This is a genomic window from Nocardioides flavescens (assembly GCF_009823805.1).
Classification (GTDB): Bacteria; Actinomycetota; Actinomycetes; order Propionibacteriales; family Nocardioidaceae; genus Nocardioides; species Nocardioides flavescens.
In genome coordinates, this window is record NZ_WUEK01000007.1 from 16,886 (window position 1) to 32,918 (window position 16,033).

At 71.1% G+C, this 16,033-nt stretch carries 18 protein-coding genes and 1 tRNA gene; 13 read left to right on the forward strand and 6 right to left on the reverse strand.

Translation table 11 applies throughout. The annotated features are described in order from the left end of the window. Positions 1–17: 17 nt before the first annotated feature. Positions 18–728 carry a hypothetical protein gene (locus GRQ65_RS12285; protein ID WP_160878275.1) on the forward strand — a complete coding sequence of 237 codons (711 nt, stop codon included), beginning with the start codon at positions 18–20 and terminating at the stop codon, positions 726–728. Between the two features lie 61 nt (positions 729–789). After that, positions 790–1,362, forward strand: coding sequence for a nucleoside triphosphate pyrophosphohydrolase (locus tag GRQ65_RS12290; RefSeq protein ID WP_160878473.1), 573 nt, complete (start codon positions 790–792; stop codon positions 1,360–1,362). Here the strand turns inward: GRQ65_RS12290 and GRQ65_RS12295 are convergent. Further along, positions 1,337–4,225, reverse strand: a complete 2,889-nt coding sequence (locus tag GRQ65_RS12295) for an esterase-like activity of phytase family protein (RefSeq protein ID WP_160878276.1) — start codon at positions 4,223–4,225, stop codon at positions 1,337–1,339. The genes GRQ65_RS12290 and GRQ65_RS12295 overlap by 26 nt on opposite strands. Before the next feature lie 122 nt (positions 4,226–4,347). On the opposite strand from GRQ65_RS12295, the gene eno reads away from it, so the two are divergent. The 9 genes from eno (at position 4,348) to GRQ65_RS12340 (ending at position 10,483) form a co-directional block, all read left to right on the forward strand. Further along, positions 4,348–5,628 carry a phosphopyruvate hydratase gene (gene eno / locus GRQ65_RS12300; protein ID WP_160878277.1) on the forward strand — a complete coding sequence of 427 codons (1,281 nt, stop codon included), beginning with the start codon at positions 4,348–4,350 and terminating at the stop codon, positions 5,626–5,628. Further along, positions 5,628–6,254, forward strand: a complete 627-nt coding sequence (locus tag GRQ65_RS12305) for an FtsB family cell division protein (RefSeq protein WP_160878278.1) — start codon at positions 5,628–5,630, stop codon at positions 6,252–6,254. Before eno ends, GRQ65_RS12305 begins: the two co-directional genes overlap by 1 nt. Next, positions 6,251–6,748 (forward strand): DUF501 domain-containing protein, encoded by a 498-nt coding sequence (locus GRQ65_RS12310; protein ID WP_160878279.1) that lies wholly within the window; start codon positions 6,251–6,253, stop codon positions 6,746–6,748. The genes GRQ65_RS12305 and GRQ65_RS12310 overlap by 4 nt, the downstream gene beginning before the upstream one ends. A gap of 95 nt (positions 6,749–6,843) precedes the next feature. Next, entirely contained in the window at positions 6,844–7,731 is an 888-nt protein-coding gene (locus tag GRQ65_RS12315; RefSeq protein WP_160878280.1) for a Ppx/GppA phosphatase family protein, read from the forward strand. Between the two features lie 44 nt (positions 7,732–7,775). Continuing rightward, complete coding sequence (locus tag GRQ65_RS12320) at positions 7,776–8,171, forward strand: phage holin family protein (protein ID WP_160878281.1); 396 nt, start codon at positions 7,776–7,778, stop codon at positions 8,169–8,171. Further along, the gene (locus GRQ65_RS12325; RefSeq protein ID WP_160878282.1) at positions 8,168–8,365 is read left to right on the forward strand and encodes a DUF3618 domain-containing protein; all 198 of its coding nucleotides are present in this window, start codon (positions 8,168–8,170) and stop codon (positions 8,363–8,365) included. Before GRQ65_RS12320 ends, GRQ65_RS12325 begins: the two co-directional genes overlap by 4 nt. Beyond that, positions 8,362–9,201: a uracil-DNA glycosylase gene (locus tag GRQ65_RS12330; protein WP_160878474.1), complete on the forward strand. Its 840-nt coding sequence runs from the start codon at positions 8,362–8,364 to the stop codon at positions 9,199–9,201. Before GRQ65_RS12325 ends, GRQ65_RS12330 begins: the two co-directional genes overlap by 4 nt. A 19-nt stretch (positions 9,202–9,220) precedes the next feature. Further along, positions 9,221–9,294, forward strand: a tRNA-Leu gene (locus GRQ65_RS12335). A 193-nt stretch (positions 9,295–9,487) separates the two neighbouring features. After that, entirely contained in the window at positions 9,488–10,483 is a 996-nt protein-coding gene (locus GRQ65_RS12340) for a hypothetical protein (RefSeq protein ID WP_160878283.1), read from the forward strand. Between the two features lie 515 nt (positions 10,484–10,998). On the opposite strand, the gene GRQ65_RS12345 is transcribed toward GRQ65_RS12340, so the two are convergent. Then, entirely contained in the window at positions 10,999–11,559 is a 561-nt protein-coding gene (locus GRQ65_RS12345; protein WP_160878284.1) for a hypothetical protein, read from the reverse strand. A gap of 258 nt (positions 11,560–11,817) precedes the next feature. After that, entirely contained in the window at positions 11,818–11,931 is a 114-nt protein-coding gene (locus tag GRQ65_RS24280; RefSeq protein WP_160878285.1) for a zinc-ribbon domain-containing protein, read from the reverse strand. Positions 11,932–12,231: 300 nt separating this feature from the next. Here GRQ65_RS24280 and GRQ65_RS12355 point away from each other — a divergent pair, with 300 nt between their 5' ends. Continuing rightward, positions 12,232–12,495, forward strand: a complete 264-nt coding sequence (locus GRQ65_RS12355) for a hypothetical protein (protein ID WP_160878286.1) — start codon at positions 12,232–12,234, stop codon at positions 12,493–12,495. Between the two features lie 89 nt (positions 12,496–12,584). Continuing rightward, positions 12,585–13,463, forward strand: a complete 879-nt coding sequence (locus tag GRQ65_RS12360) for a Bax inhibitor-1/YccA family protein (RefSeq protein WP_160878287.1) — start codon at positions 12,585–12,587, stop codon at positions 13,461–13,463. Between the two features lie 70 nt (positions 13,464–13,533). Here the strand turns inward: GRQ65_RS12360 and GRQ65_RS12365 are convergent, their stop codons facing one another. The 3 genes from GRQ65_RS12365 to GRQ65_RS12375 all read right to left on the reverse strand — a co-directional run bounded on the left by GRQ65_RS12365 (position 13,534) and on the right by GRQ65_RS12375 (position 15,969). Beyond that, positions 13,534–14,019, reverse strand: a complete 486-nt coding sequence (locus GRQ65_RS12365) for an FBP domain-containing protein (RefSeq protein WP_160878288.1) — start codon at positions 14,017–14,019, stop codon at positions 13,534–13,536. After that, entirely contained in the window at positions 14,016–14,558 is a 543-nt protein-coding gene (locus GRQ65_RS12370; protein ID WP_160878289.1) for a TetR/AcrR family transcriptional regulator, read from the reverse strand. Before GRQ65_RS12370 ends, GRQ65_RS12365 begins: the two co-directional genes overlap by 4 nt. Before the next feature lie 382 nt (positions 14,559–14,940). Then, positions 14,941–15,969, reverse strand: a complete 1,029-nt coding sequence (locus GRQ65_RS12375) for an SGNH/GDSL hydrolase family protein (RefSeq protein ID WP_160878290.1) — start codon at positions 15,967–15,969, stop codon at positions 14,941–14,943. Positions 15,970–16,033: the final 64 nt, after the last annotated feature.

Here is a 16,033-nt window from a genome sequence, read left to right on the forward strand (position 1 = left end):
CGGTGTTCAATGGTGCCGTGCGTCACGCCCGTCTGCTCCCGGTCCTCGCTCTCACCGGTGTCACGCTGCTCAGCGGCTGCGGCGTCGCCGGCACCCAGTTCAGCCCGGGGGTGGCGGCGAAGGTGGGTGACGTCCGCATCACCGAGCACCAGGTGGAGCAGGTGACCGACGGCTACTGCGGAGCCATCGAGGCGGTCTCGGCCGAGCAGGGCGGCACGCAGTCGGTGCCGCTGCGCTACCTCACCCACGAGTTCACGACGACGCTGGTCATCAAGGCGGCCGCCGAGCAGCTCGCCGAGCAGTACGACGTGCAGGCGGGCGACAGCTACCGCCAGGCCCTCGCCCAGCTCGAGCCCCAGGTCGCCTCGCTGAGCCGGGCGCAGCGCGACGCCGTGCTGGAGATCGAGGGCGGCCAGGCCTACTACCAGGACGTCCTCACCCAGATCGGCGCGATCGAGGCCGGCGACGACGAGGGCGACGACGCCGACAACGGCGCCACGGACGGCGCGGCGGCGGCCGGCCAGGCGGTGCTCGACGACTGGTTCGAGAAGAACGACGTCGAGGTCAACCCCAAGTACGCCTTCGAGTACGGCACCGCCGGCCAGGCCGACACCGACACCTCGGTGGCCGTCAGCTCGGCGGCCACGGGCGGCCTGGCCGCCCAGCCGTCGGAGTCCTACGCCGCCTCGCTGCCCCAGCACATGGTGTGCGGCGGGACCGAGGGCTGACCTGACCGAGCAGCAGCCGGGAGGGGCGGGGGACGAGCCGCTCCTCGAGTTCCGCGAGGTGATGCGCCGCCTGCGGGCCGAGTGCCCGTGGAAGCGGGAGCAGACCCACGCCTCGCTGTCGCGCTACCTGCTCGAGGAGGCCCACGAGACCCTCGAGGCGATCGACGACCTCGCGGACGGCGGCGACCCCGACCACCTGCGCGAGGAGCTGGGCGACCTGCTGCTGCAGGTCTACTTCCACGCGGCCATCGCGGAGGGGGCCGGCACCTTCACCCTGGACGACGTCGCGCGCGGCATCGTCGACAAGATGCACCGCCGCAACCCCCACGTCTTCGGTGACGCGGAGACGCCGGCGACGGCTGCCGAGGTCGACGCGGCCTGGCAGGCGATCAAGCAGGCCGACGCCCCGCGTCGTTCGCCGACCGACGGCCTGCCGGAGACCCTCCCGGCGCTGCTGTACGCCGCCAAGGCCGTCGAGCGGGGGCTCGAGCCGTCCACGAACGCCGACGGCCTCGGCGACCGGCTGCTGAGCCTGGTCGCCGAGGCCGTGGCGAGCGGGGTCGACCCGGAGCAGGCGCTCCGGACCGCCGTACGTCGAGCCGGTGGCCCTAGCGGCGCTTCTTCGCCTTCTTGACCTTCACCGTCACGGCGTTCGACTCCGAGCCGAGCACGGAGTCGTGGGCGGCGTACGACGCCACGACGGTGCGGCGACCCGGCTTGGCCTTGAGCACCAGCGTCGCGACACCGCTCCGGACGGTCGCGGTGCCGAGCACCTTGCCGCGGGAGGTGAAGGTGACGGTGCCGCTGGTGGCGCCGGTGACGGTCGCGTGCAGCCGGACCTTCTTGCGGCCCACGTCGGCCCGCAGCGTGGTCGTGGTGACGACCTTGCCGACGACCAGCGTGCTCGCCGACGACGTGCTCGGGCGGCGAGTGTCGGTGCCGCTCCACGTCGCGGTGTAGCTGTGCGAGCCGAGGCCGGGGGTGAAGGTGAAGGTCGCGACGCCGGTGCTCGACGGCTTGACGGTGGCCACCGGGGTGCCGCCGTCGAGCAGCGTCACCGTGCCGGCCGACGCGGCCGAGGAGGCGGGCGTGACGGTGACGGTCGCGGTGGCGGTGCCGCCGAGCAGCATCGAGGTGGCGCTGAGCTTGAGCGAGGTCGAGGACGACAGCGCCGAGCTGAACACGTCGGTCGCCTTGCCGAGGCGCAGGAACTGCGTCTCGCCGGTGGCGTCCTTGAGCCCGTCGTTGTCGGTCACGGCGTAGACCTGGCGGTCGGCGCCGATGGTGAGGCCCTCGAGCTTCTCCTGGGTCCAGCCCTTGAGGCCGCGCAGGGTGGGCAGCACGTCGACGGCGAGCCTCTTGGTCACCGGGGTGACCGAGCCGGTCGCGGTGCTGGGCAGGTCGACGGTGTAGACGCGCTTGACCGCGGCGGCGGGCCCGTTGAGCTTGTCGCGCTCGATGACGGCGACGGTGTCGCTGTCGACCATCGTGATCTCGGACAGCCCGATCCAGTCACCGGAGGTCGAGGTGGTCTCGAGCGGGTAGAGGAACCACGTCCACGCGCCGGTCGCGACGTCGTAGCGGCCGATGCGCGCGTTGTTGCCCTCGACGGGCTGCACCGCGCCGGCGGCGACGCTGGGGTCGACCCACAGCGGGCGCTGCAGGGCGACGTAGACCTGCTCGGCGGAGCCGGTGCCGGTCGCGGCGACGCCCTCGATGCCCCAGTTCTTGATCCGGTCGGAGACCGCGGTCGGCAGCGAGACGCGCTGCTGCACGACGCCGGTGGCCGAGACCTTGACCAGCGCGTTGGCGGCGCCGGTCGCGCCCTCGGAGCCGAGCCAGAACCCGCCCTCGGAGCGCGCCGAGACGGCCTCGATGTCGAGCGCGACGGGCGCGCCGCTCTCGGTGGTCTCGACGACCCGGTCGATGACGGCCGGGCTCTTGCTCACGTCGACGGAGTAGAGCCGGCCCGGGCTGGCGGCCGAGTCGCTGGCCGACCAGAGGTGGGTCGGGTCGCCGGGTGCGGCGGAGAGGGCGCCCAGTGCGGTCCAGCCGATCGGCTGGGCCGAGCCGTCGGTCGGCGTCGAGACGATCGAGGGGAACGTCGGGGTGCTGGTGCCGAGCCGGAACACGCCCACGCTGGCGCGCACGCCGACCGAGGCGTCGTCGGTCTCCGACGAGGTGAGCAGCAGGTTGCGCGAGGGCACCGGCAGCAGCCCCTCGGGGCCGTTGGTCGTCGGCAGTACCTGCCGGAACACCGGCGCGGTCGGGTCGCTCATGTCGTAGACCGCGACGAAGTTGCTCCGCTCTGAGCCGACGAAGGCGTACGGCGTGCCGCCGAACGTCTCGAAGGCGAGGCCCTCGGGCTCGGTGCCCTTCTTGCTCGCGCGGGCGTCGTTGAACAGCCCGTGCGCGACGGCGATGCGCTCGAAGCTGGTGCCGGCGTCCCAGACCACCGCGCCGGTGGTGGCGTTGAAGACGGTCCAGCCGCGGCTGCCGCCCTTCCAGTCGCCCTCGTTGGCGGTGGCGACCAGGTCGGGCCCGACCCACTGGATCGCGTCGGGCTCGCGCGGGACGCCGGTGATCGTCGCGGTGGGGTTGAAGACCTTGTCGCTGGTGTTGTCGACGCCGCTCAGCGTGACGGTGCCGGCGCTCCACGAGCGCAGGACCGCCTTGGTGGCGAGGTCGATGAAGACGACGCCGTTGTTCTCCTGCAGGGTCAGCGCGAGCACGTTGGCGTCGTTGATGTCGACGTACTCCGGCTCGGCGTCGTCGGGAGCCGTCAGCCCGGTGAGGGCCGAGGACGGCAGGGTGACGGGCGTGACCGTCCAGCCGGAGGGGTCGGACGGCGAGGGCAGGTCGACGACCTGGACGAACCCGGCCGGCGCCTGCGGCAGGTCGCCCTTCGAGCCGCCGGAGGGGGTGGCGTTCTCGTCGCGCTGGTTCTCGATGGCGATCGCGGCGAACTTCAGGTCCTTGCTGACCGCGATGGAGTCGGGCTGCCCGCCGAGCTGGATCGAGCGCACCCGAGTGCGGTCGGAGATCTTGATGACGTCGAGGCGGCCCGACGGGTTGGTGAAGCTGGCCGAGGTGTCGACCACGACCAGCACGTAGTCGCCCACGACCGCGACCGACGTCGGCTCGTCGGAGGCGTCGCCGAGCTGGGTGAGGTCGACGCTGCCGGTGCCGCGCGGGGCGGCCGGGTCGCTGAGGTCGAGGAAGCCGATGCGCTTGCCGGCGGCGTCGGTGTAGATCATCGTCCGGCCGTCGGCGGTGACCGCGGAGATCTCGGCGACCGTCTGAGAGGTCGGGGCGACGCCGGTCGGCAGGTTCTGGAAGACCGGGTACGTCGCGACCCGGTCGAACCAGCCCGACGCAGCCTGGGTGGTGGGGCTCGTCGGGGCCGCGGTGGAGGTCGCGGTGGGGCCGGCCGCGACGAGGGCGGTGGCGGTGAGGGCGGCGGCCGTGAGCCCGGCCGCGCGTCTGTGGGTGCGCATGGCGCGGAGGCTCACGGTGTCCGGCGTACGTCGGGTGGCGCCCGGGCGACGCGCGGGCGAACACCGGACGCACGCCAGGGCGTCCCGCGCCGGGGCCTCCGCGCGGACTAGGCTCAGCGCTCGTGGCATCCATCGAAGCTGTCGGCGCCCGCGAGATCCTCGACTCGCGCGGCAATCCCACCGTCGAGGTCGAGGTCCTTCTCGACGACGGCACGTTCGCGCGTGCCGCCGTCCCCAGCGGTGCCTCCACCGGCGCCTTCGAGGCGGTCGAGCTGCGCGACGGCGGCGACCGCTACCTCGGCAAGGGCGTCCAGAAGGCCGTGGACGGGGTCATCCAGACCCTCGGCCCGGCCGTCGAGGGCATCGACGCCGACGACCAGCGCCTGGTCGACCAGGCGATGCTCGACGCCGACGGCACCCCCAACAAGGCCAACGTCGGCGCCAACGCGATCCTCGGCGTCTCGCTCGCCGTCGCCCGCGCCGCGGCCGACTCGGCGGGCCTGCCGCTCTACCGCTACGTCGGTGGCCCCAACGCCCACCTGCTGCCCGTGCCGATGATGAACATCCTCAACGGCGGCGCCCACGCCGACTCCAACGTCGACGTGCAGGAGTTCATGATCGCGCCGATCGGCGCGCCGACCTTCGCCGAGGCCCTCCGCTCGGGCGCGGAGGTCTACCACGCCCTCAAGTCCGTGCTGAAGAAGAAGGGCCTCTCCACCGGCCTGGGCGACGAGGGCGGCTTCGCGCCGAGCCTCGACTCCAACCGCGCCGCGCTCGACCTGATCGCGGAGGCCGTCGAGGCCTCGGGCCAGTCGCTCGGCACCGACATCGCGCTGGCCATGGACGTCGCCGCGAGCGAGTTCTTCTCCGACGGCACCTACACCTTCGAGGGCGCGCCCAAGAGCAGCGAGGAGATGGTGGCCTACTACGCCGACCTCGTCTCGGCGTACCCCATCGTCTCGATCGAGGACCCGCTGAACGAGGAGGACTGGGACGGCTGGAAGGCGATGACCGACCAGCTCGGCTCGCGCGTCCAGATCGTCGGCGACGACCTGTTCGTCACCAACGTCGAGCGCCTCCAGCGCGGCATCGAGACCGGCACCGCCAACGCGATGCTGGTCAAGGTCAACCAGATCGGCTCGCTGACCGAGACCCTCGACGCCGTCGACCTCGCGCACCGCGCCGGCTTCCGCAACATGATGAGCCACCGCTCGGGCGAGACCGAGGACACCACGATCGCCGACCTCGCCGTGGCGACCAACTGCGGCCAGATCAAGACCGGTGCGCCGGCCCGCTCGGACCGCGTCGCGAAGTACAACCAGCTGCTCCGGATCGAAGACGAGCTCGCCGACGCGGCGCGGTACGCCGGCGCGGGCGCGTTCCCGAGGTTCACTGTCTCCTGATGGCACGAGACCGCAGCCGCGGACCCCGCGGGCGCACCGGACCGGGTCGCCGGCCCGGCGCCCCGCGGGCTCCGCGCGCCGCGGCGACGTCGACGACGTCGACGACGCACCCCGCGCGGCCAGGGGCCTCCGCTGCCACCCGGCCCCGCTCGCGCCTCACGATGCGCGCGGCGGTGCTGGTGCTGGTGCTCGCCGTGCTGATGCTGTCCTACGCCTCGTCGCTGCGGGCCTACCTCCAGCAGCGCTCGCACATCAACGACCTCAAGGCCTCCATCGCCGAGCGCGAGGCCGCGATCGACGCGCTCGACGACGAGAAGCAGCGCTGGAACGACCCGGCGTACGTCGAGCAGCAGGCGCGCGAGCGCCTCGGCTACGTCATGCCGGGGGAGAAGACCTACATCGTGCTCGGGGCCGACGGCCTGCCGCTCGAGCCGGTCGCGGAGCTGCCCGACCCGACCACCGTGCTGCGCTCGACGCCGCAGGCGTGGTGGGACGGCGCCTGGGACACGATGGAGACCGCCGGCAACCCGCCGCGCATCGGCAAGCCCCCGGTGACCGAGATCGACGGCACCGGCAAGGGCACCGGCGGCGAGGCCAGCCGCGGCGAGGAGCCCGAGGCGCCGTGACCTCACCTGACGACCTGGCTGCGCTCGAGGCGCAGCTCGGCCGGCCCGCCCGTGGCGTGCACGGAGTGGCCCACCGGTGCGGCTGCGGCCTGCCCGACGTGGTGGCGACCGAGCCGCGGCTGCCGGACGGCACGCCGTTCCCCACGACCTTCTACCTCACCTGCCCCCGCGCGGCCTCGCGGATCGGCACCCTCGAGGGCGAGGGCCGGATGCGCGAGATGCAGGAGCGCCTCGGCGAGGACCCCGAGCTGGCCGAGGCCTACCGCGCGGCCCACGAGCGCTACCTCGCGGCCCGCGCCGAGCTCGGCGAGGTGCCGGAGATCGACGGCATCTCCGCTGGCGGGATGCCCGACCGCGTCAAGTGCCTGCACGTGCTCGCCGGCCAGTCGCTCGCCCAGGGCCGCGGCGTCAACCCGCTCGGCGACGAGGTGCTCGACGAGCTCGGCGAGTGGTGGGCGACCGGACCGTGCGTGGAGCCGGGTGCCGGTGGTTGAGGAACCGTCCCCGGTGGTCGAGGAGTCGTCCCCGGTGGTTGAGGAGGCCGGCTACGGCCGTCTCGAAACCACTCTCGGGTGTGACGGTGGCCCCGGTGGTTGAGCCGGTCGCCGCGATCGACTGCGGCACCAACACCATCCGCCTGCTCATCGGCGACCTGCCCGACATCGCCCACCGGGAGTCGCGGGTGGTGCGCCTCGGCCAGGGCGTCGACGCCACCGGCCGCCTCGCCGACGAGGCGCTCGACCGGGCCTTCGCCGCGCTCGACGACTACGCCGCCCTGATCTCGTCGTACGGCGCGACGAGGGTGCGCATGTGCGCCACCTCGGCGGTGCGCGACGCCAGCAACGGGGCGGCGTTCGTCGATGGTGTCGTCGCGCGGCTCGGCGTCGCTCCGGACGTGCTCACCGGGGACCAGGAGGCGGCGCTGACCTTCGACGGCGCGGTCCGCAACCTCACCGGGGAGGCGCCGGAGCCGGTGCTGGTGCTCGACATCGGCGGCGGCTCGACCGAACTGGTGACCGATGACCGGGCCCACTCGATGGACGTCGGCTCGGTCCGCCTGCACGAGCGTCACCTCCACTCCGACCCGCCGACCGCGGCCGAGGTCGCGGCCTGCGTCGCCGACATCGACGCCCATCTCGACGCCCAGCCGGTCGACCCCGCGGTCGCCCGCACCGTCGTCGGAGTGGCCGGCACGGTGCTCTCGATCGCGGCCGGGGTGCTGGGGCTCGACCGCTACGACCGGGCGGTCGTCGACCAGGCGCGGCTGCCGCTCGCCGCGGTGACGGCGTACGTCGACCGGCTGGTCGCGATGTCGGTCGCCGAGCGGCTCGAGCTCGGCTGGCTCGACGAGGGCCGCGCCGACGTGATCGGGGCCGGCGCGCTGATCCTGACCCGGGTGCTGGCGCGTACGGGCGTCGAGACGCTGGTCGCCTCGGAGGGCGACATCCTCGACGGGATCGCCAGGTCCCTCGTCTGAGCGGACTCCTGTTTGGGGGGCCCCCGGCGGGGCACCGACCAGGCATGTCGACCGCCCATCCCGACGAACCCATCGGCGCCGTGGTGCACCGCCTCTCGGAGCAGATCCCCGAGCTGGTGCGCTCCGAGATGCGCCTCGCCCAGGCCGAGCTGGCCGAGAAGGGCAAGCACGCCGGTGTCGGGGTGGGTCTGTTCGGTGGCGCGGGGGTGCTCGCGCTCTACGGCGTGGGCGGTCTCCTGATCACCGCCGCCATCGCCCTCGACCTGGTGATGCCGCTGTGGCTGGCCGCGCTGATCGTCTCGGTCGTCGTGCTCGCCGCCGCCGGCATCGCGGCGCTCATGGGCAAGAAGCAGGTCTCCGCGGCCACCCCGGCCGCACCCGAGCGCGCCGTCGCCGGGGTCAAGCAGGACGTCGAGGCCGTGAAGGGACACACCGCGTGAGCCAGACACCCGAACAGCTCGAGGCCGACATCGCGCGCCAGCGCGAGGAGCTCGCCGCCACCGTCACCGAGCTGCAGACCAAGGTCGAGGACCGCGCCAAGCAGACCGCGCGCCAGGCCGCGATCGTCGGTGGCGCCGCGGCCGCCGTCTTCGTGGTCGTGCTCGTCGTCCGCAAGATCCGCGCGCGCCGCTGACCCTGCCCGGCGGCCCGGTCATCGACTCGCCCGTCCCGCCCGGCACCGGCTGGCCCGGTGACCCGGCCACGCCCGAGACGCCGGTCGCCCGCACCCCGGCGCAGGTGCGGCGCCTGGCCCGGACCGCGCTGCGCACCGACGAGCTGGGCGCGCTCGACGCCGAGGTGTCGGTGTGCCGCGCCTGCCCGCGCCTGGTGCGCTGGCGTGAGGACGTCGCCGTCGCCAAGCGCGCGGCGTACGCCGACGAGACCTACTGGGGCCGCCCGATCCCGGGCTGGGGCGACCCGCAGCCCCAGGTCCTGGTCGTCGGCCTCGCCCCCGCGGCGCACGGGGCCAACCGCACCGGTCGGGTCTTCACCGGCGACCGCTCCGGCGACTGGCTGTTCGCCTCGCTGCACCGCGTCGGCCTGGCCACGCAGGCCACCAGCGTCCGGGCCGACGACGGCCAGTCCCTGATCGACACCCGGATGGTCGCGACGGTGCGCTGCGCCCCGCCGCAGAACAAGCCGACCACCGACGAGATCGCCACCTGCGCGCCGTGGATCGAGGCCGAGCTGGCGCTCGTCGTGCGCCACGTCCGTGCGGTCGTCGCCCTCGGCGGGATCGGCTGGGCCGCCACGCTGCGGGCCTTCGACGCGATCGGCTGGACGGTGCCGCGTCCGCGACCGAGGTTCGGCCACGGCGCCGAGGCGGTCCTCTCCGGTCCCGACGGCCAGGCGATCACGCTGCTCGGCTGCTACCACCCCAGCCAGCAGAACACCTTCACCGGTCGCCTCACCGAGCCGATGCTCGACGCCGTCCTCGGCCGGGCCGCCGCCCTGCGTGTGCCACGCTGACCCCGGCCGTCACGGCCAGGCCCCTGTGTCCCAACCGGCAGAGGAAGTCGCCTTAAAAGCGATCAGTTGCGGGTTCGAGTCCCGCCGGGGGCACCGCGAGTGGTCCAGGTATCAAACGCAAGCCCCTCCATCTAACGCGACAGTCCACCTGATAAGGTGAAACGCCCTCTCTAGCGGAGTCGCGTGGGCGCGTGGGTTTAGAGATTTTGTCTCCAAGCAACCCCGGAACCTCGCCGACGTGCTGACCGAAACCCAGTGTCCCTTGCAGGGGTGGGAGGGTGGCGGCATGACTGCGGAGCGGCTTGCGGCGTTGTATCAGCGAGTGCAGGACGGACCTATCCGAGACGCGTCGACATGGCATTGGCTTGACTACAACTTCACGCCAGGCACGGAAGGATCTACGTACTTCGCTCCCCTAACCCTTGGGGCTCTCATTACCGTCGACGAGGCGATGCCCGGTTACGCCGACGAGATGCTCGGACGTTTGGAGAGCATCGGTGGGCGTGACAGGAACCGTGACGATTACGAGGCCATCAGCCAGTGGCTGGCTGAACTCGTAGTGGTCTTGCATCTGGTTAGGCACGAATGGTCGGAGCCGCCGGTTTTAACCATGGAGCCCACCGCGCCGAGCACTGTTGTCAAGAAGAATCCTGAGGTCATGGTTGAGGTCGCCGGACACGGACGATTCGGGGTTGAGGTGAAGTCTCCCAACCTCGTCAACCATCAGAAGTCGAGGGGGCGGCAGCCGTGGCAGTTGCTAGAACGTTCCGACGTAAAGCCAGCCGACCTCTCCGGTGGGGTCACTCTCCCGCGTGACAACCCCGTGAAGGACTACCTGATCTCAGCGGACGCGAAGTTCGCAGGCTTCCGTGACGCGTATGCGGATTTCCAGTCAGTCCTCGTAATCGTGTGGGATGACTACGTCAACGAGCCACTCACAGCGCTTCTCTCGCCTGCCTCAGGCTTGCTGACCGAGAACTCCTTCCATAAGGACGCTAGCGGGAACGCCGTCTCGTACCCGAACGTTGACGCTGTCCTCCTCATGCGGCACCAACACCAACTGCAGCGGGGGATGTCCAACCTTGAACCAGTGGACGACCGTATGCACTTCCTCGACTACGGGTCGCCAGACCGGTTTCCCCCGCATGTGCTCGTTCCGAACCCAGCGGGCCAGCCACTCGACGAGGAGTGGGTCGGAGCTCTGGGTGGGTGGTATCCGGATTTGCTGCCGGGAGCTGAGAACAACCCGGGTTCGATGGTCATGTGGATCGACCCGGCCTGACATCACACTTCGGCACGACCTGGATCGCCCAAGCGGTCTTCGACCCACGCATGAAGCCCCGCTATCTGCTCTCGGGAGGGTTGAGGTCGTTGGTGAGGAGGTGCTGCAGATCACCAAGATTCGCGGCAGTTCGGGTGGTTTCGATGCCGAGTGCCTCGCGAGTTGCAGTGAGGGCGGGATCGCCCCGGTAGAACTCGATGGCTCGCGTGTTCCTGACCAGACTTCGAGCACGCCCGCGCGACATGGACCGGGCTGCTCGGTGCAGAATTCGAGAGGGCACGAGCCGACGCCGCGAGCAAGTGCAAGGGGCGCGACGTAGAGCGCGTGCAGGGTCGAGATAGTCGCGTCCATTGTGGACGCGATGAATCCGCGAGGCTCACCGATCGCGCGCCTCACCCAGGTATCCCAGTTAGGGTCAGCCAGGATCGTCGCCCACATGGCCTCGCGCTCGTCCTTAGGGCTGACCTGGTCGATAGAGCAGGGCGGCTGGGCAGAACCCTCAGGTGAGATTTGGCTTAGTCGGCGTCCATGTCTGCGAAGTTCCGGGGCCACTGAATGGCCCCGCCTGACTTCACGTAGCGCGACAGAGTCGCGCTGGTGCCCTTGCCCGTCCTGTCTCGGGGGCCGCTGTTGAACCAATTCTCTTCGAAATTGATCCGCCAGTCAGTCGTTTGCAGGCCGTGGAACTTCGTGGGCGCGCGGCGGTCGCGGCGCCACCTGCCCCGGTTGAAAAAGCCCCAATCTTCGTACAGCAGTTGGGCCTCGTCGTAGCCCACGTCGTGGAACAACACGTCCATGCTGCGGTCGTTGGGGACGCCGGACCGGGGCAGGAAGCCTTCGAGTTCAGCGCTGGCAAGGTTGCCTGCACGGGTGAGCAGCAGACCCCTGCCGCGAAAGTGCCCCGACCACTGTCCGCTCTTCAGTGGTGGTGGATGTCCAGGCGGGTTTTTGTGATCGCCGAACACGTGATGGTGGAACTCTCGTGACGCGCCCTGCACGTTCACGGCGACAATCCAGAACGCGTCCTTGTAAGTCTTCCTGCCATCGCGTGGATAGGCCGACGAGAAGAGCGGCACCCCCTCTTCGGTAAGATGCCTGGCGCACTTCTTGGCGTAGGCGAGCAGTCGCCTAGCGTCTGGGTTCGACGTCTGCGTGACGACGGGGTCGACCCACGTCGCGTACGACTGCGAGGAGCCGTTTGGCCTTGCTGCGGAGCCGGCCGAGGTCTGCGTCGTCGGGGGCTCGAACAGCCGAGCGAACCACGACCTCGGTTTCGGAGGGCTGCCACGAGCCCGTCGCTTTCCGGCCATGACGGCGACCTCAGCGGGATGCGACTACAGAGCAGCGCCGCAAGAGATGCACGACTTGCTGTTCTCGTTGTTCTTGGCTCCGCAGTTCCCGCACGTACGTGCTTCGCGGAGTCCTGAAACCGGCTTCGAGTTCACCATCGCCCCCGTTCTCGCCTCGACCCCTTTGGTCGGGCTTGGGAGCAGTGTGTGACTAAAGCCGACTTGTGTCTAGGGAACTTTGCCGACCTGCTGGAGACGAACCGCCCGGAACTCAGTCAGTGCCTCTTTCTGATGCGGTGGCGGCGAAGGTGCGCGCGCGCCAGGGGGCGATCGGGCTCGACGGTGAGTGTCACGAGCCTCAGGCCCTTGTGGTCGCGCACCGTAGTCGACCTCAACGTAGATGGCTGAACCGTCACGAGATTGATGCCGCTCCTGTCTAAGTCACAGGAGGATGTACACATGCCCAAGAGAGTCGATCCCGCGATCAAGGAGCGGGTGCTTCGGATGTTCGCCGACCACCGTGGCGACGGCCCCTCGGACACAGCGATGGTCGAGGCGGTGGCGAGGAAGCTCGGTGTCGGTCGTGAGACCGCTCGGCGCTGGCTGATCCAGGCGGACGTCAACGCGGGCACCCGACCGGGGATCACCAGCGATGACCAGGCTGAGATCTTGCGCTGCGCCTCTCAGATTGTTCACAGCGAGAACGGGAACGTCTCTCACTGATCGGGCGTTGTGCTCGATGAGGGTCTCTACAGTTGACCCTCACAGGCAGCGGTCACGGTGACCGCCGATCGGCCTCCAAGGAGAGACCAATGCAGAGCAACAACCCGGTGTTCCGCCGCTCGGAGGAGTTCAACCGCGGCGGCTCGAACGCCTACGGCAACACGACCTACCAGGGCAACGGTGCGGTCTACCCGGGCTACGGCTCGGACCCGTCCACTTGGTCCACCGGCACCCCCGGCCAGGGCGGCCCCGGCTACGCGCCGGCCACCTCGTCGGCGCCCATGACCATCGACTCCGTCGTGCAGAAGACGGCGATCACCCTCGGTGTCGTCATCCTCACCGCGATGGCGACGTGGATCCTGACGCCGAACATCACGGCGGACAACGCCTCGACCGTCGACCTCGGCCCGCTCCTCGCGGCCGTGACGATCGGCTCGCTGGGTGCCTTCGCGCTGTCGATGGTCAACTCGTTCAAGCGCGTGGTCAGCCCCGCGCTGGTGCTCGCCTTCGCGGCGCTCGAGGGTGTCGCCCTCGGTGGCATCAGCAAGCTGTTCGAGATCCAGTACGGCGGCATCGTCGCCAACGCCGTCCTCGGCACGTTCGGTGCGTTCGCCGGCACGCTCGCGGCGTACAAGTTCCTGAACATCAAGGTCGGCGACAAGTTCCGCCGCGGCGTCATGGCCGGTGTGCTCGGCATGGTCGGCATCAGCATCCTGTCGCTGGTGCTCAGCCTGTTCGGGGTCAACCTCGGCATCTTCGCCGGCGGCACCCTGGGCCTGCTGTTCTCGATCGTGGGCCTGGTGCTCGGTGTCTTCATGCTGATCCTCGACTTCGACTTCGTCGAGCAGGGCATCGCCAACCGCATCCCCGAGGTCGAGTCCTGGCGCGCGGCGTTCGCGATGACCGTCAGCCTGGTCTGGATCTACACCAACCTGCTGCGCATCCTCGCGATCTTCCAGAACGACTGATCGCCTGACGCACCTGCGAGGCCCGTCCACCGACACGGTGGGCGGGCCTCGCTGCGTCTCGGGTCGGCTGTCAGCGCTGGACGCGGCGCAGGAACGCGTCGAGGTTGAGCCGCAGCCGCGCGACCTTGTCCTCGACGGGCAGGGTCTCCGGCACCCGGCTCATCACCGGCAGCGGCACCAGGCCGCGGACGTACGCCGAGCAGCGCAGGTCGGCGCAGATGTCGAGGCCCACGGTGTTGCCGTCGCGACCGGCCTTCCCGGCACGAGCGGCGACGAGCAGCGTCACGCCCGAGCCGGGGTGGGTCGTCATGCACAGCGAGCACATCCGGGCCCGGCCGCCGCCCAGCTGGTGGCGCCGCAGCGCGACCCCGACGCTGCCCTCGTCGGTCGTCGTCACGAGCTGCGCCTGCTGCGGCGTGCGGGGGTCGCTCCAGCCCAGGAAGTCGAGGGTGTCCCACTCGACCTCGTCGAGGTCGGGCAGACGCATCCGCGACACCTCGCCGCGGCTGGCGTTGACGAAGCTCGAGCGCACCTCGCGCTCGGTCAGCGGACTCATGATGCGGCTCCGATCAGGGCGGCGGTGACGGCCCCGACGAGGGCGTCGTCGGGGTCGGTGTCGGTGGTCAGCAGGCGGTGCAGGAACGGGCCGGCCAGCAGGTCGTGGAGCACGGCCGGGTCGGCGGGGGAGTCGTGCTCGGAGAGCAGAGCGGCCAGCGCCGCGCGTCGGGGAGCGACGAACTGCTCCTCGAACGCCGCTCGCGCGGCCGGGTCGCCCGCCATCGCCGCGTGCAGGTCGAGCAGCGCGCTGCGCTGTGCTCCGGCGTACGCCGCCCGGGTGCGCTGGACGAGAGCGCGCAGGTCTCCGGCGAGCGTGCCGGTGCCGGGCGGGGCCCCGGCGGCGATCGCGCTCATCGCGGCGACGACGAGCGCGGCCTTGGTGGGCCAGCGGCGGTAGACGCTCTGGCGACCGACGCCGGCGCGCGTCGCGACGTCGTCGACCGAGAAGCCGGCGAAGCCGTGCGCGGTCAGCAGCTCGCGGACGGCCGTCAGGATTGCCTCGTCGGCTCCGGCGGTGCGGGGGCGTCCTCGGCTCATGCTCCGAGATTACGATACGTGCGTCTCGTTATTGCATTCGACGGGTCACCGCGGTGGTTCCGAGACGGTCGCCAGCGCGATCTCCTCAACCAGCGGGGTGGGCGTGGGTGGTTTCGAGACGGCCGTAGCCGGCCTCCTCAACCAGCGGACGGTGGTTGAGGAAGGACGACGTCCTGTCGTGCCGGTGGTTGCGGAAGGACGAAGTCCTGTCTCGAAACCACCTGACCACCGAGGGTGGTTTTGAGACGGCGCTGGCGCGCCTCCTCAACCAGCGGGGCCGGGGACGGGTGGTTGAGGAAGGACAAAGTCCTGTCTCGAAACCTCGTTCATTCCCCTGGGTGGTCTCGAGACGGCCGTAGCCAGCCTCCTCGACCAGCGACGGTCAGGCGATCTCCGCATGCGGAGCGTTCTCGCCCTCGTCGGGGGCGGTGCCCTCGTGCTGCGGGTGGCGGCGGCGGTGGCGCAGCTCGACCCAGAGGCCGCGGACGCCGAGGCGGCGCCCGCCGACCTCGGTGCCGTCGAGCTCGGTGCCGGGCTCGCGGACGGCCTGCAGGGCGGCGGCGGTGATCGGCAGCACGCCCTCGCCGCGCAGCGACTCGGGGGTGTCCTCGCTGCTGGGGGCGAGGCCTAGGGCGGCCAGCGTGGAGGGCAGCAGCACCCCGGCGAGCGAGCGGTAGCCCGCGGCCGACGGGTGGAACTGGTCGGGACCGAAGAGCACGGCGGGCGCCGCCGCGAACTCCGGGCCCAGCACGGAGGCGAGCGAGACGGTGCGACCGCCGGTCTCGAGCACGGCGATGGTCTGCGCGGCGGCCAGGCGCCGCGACCACGAGCGCGCCACCTGCTTGAGCGGTGGGGCGATCGGCTTGATCGTGCCGAGGTCGGGACAGGTGCCGACGAGCACGGCGACCCCGGCCTCGCGCAGCCGGCGCACCGACTCCGCGAGGTGGCGCACCGACACCGGGGGCAGGACCGCGTGGGTGACGTCGTTGGCCCCGATCAGCACCACGGCGACGTCGGGCTCGATGGGGAGCGCGCGCTCCACCTGCCCGGTCAGGTCGGAGGACTGCGCGCCCACCTTGGCGAAGGAGCGGAGGTAGACCCGTCGATCGGCCCGCTCCGCGACGCCGCTGGCCAGCAGCGCGCCCGGGGTCTCCTGGACCCGGTCGACGCCGTAGCCCGCGGCGCTCGAGTCGCCCAGCAGCGCGATCTTGATCGCGGGGCCCGGCCGGCCGCGGCCGTACCACCCCGTCGCGTCCGGCGGCGGCTCGCGGCGCGGCTCGCCGATCGTCTTCCTCGCGAGCTGGGCCTCCGCGCGCAGCACGGTCACCAGACCGGCGCCGAGCAGCGAGAGCCCACCCCCGCCGTACGCCGCGGCGGAGGCGAGCTTGCGTGCGGCTCCGGCTCGTCCCATGGGGTGATCCTAAGGACCCCTGCCTGACCGGTCCGTAGATGCGTGGAGTCCACCAGGACGCTCT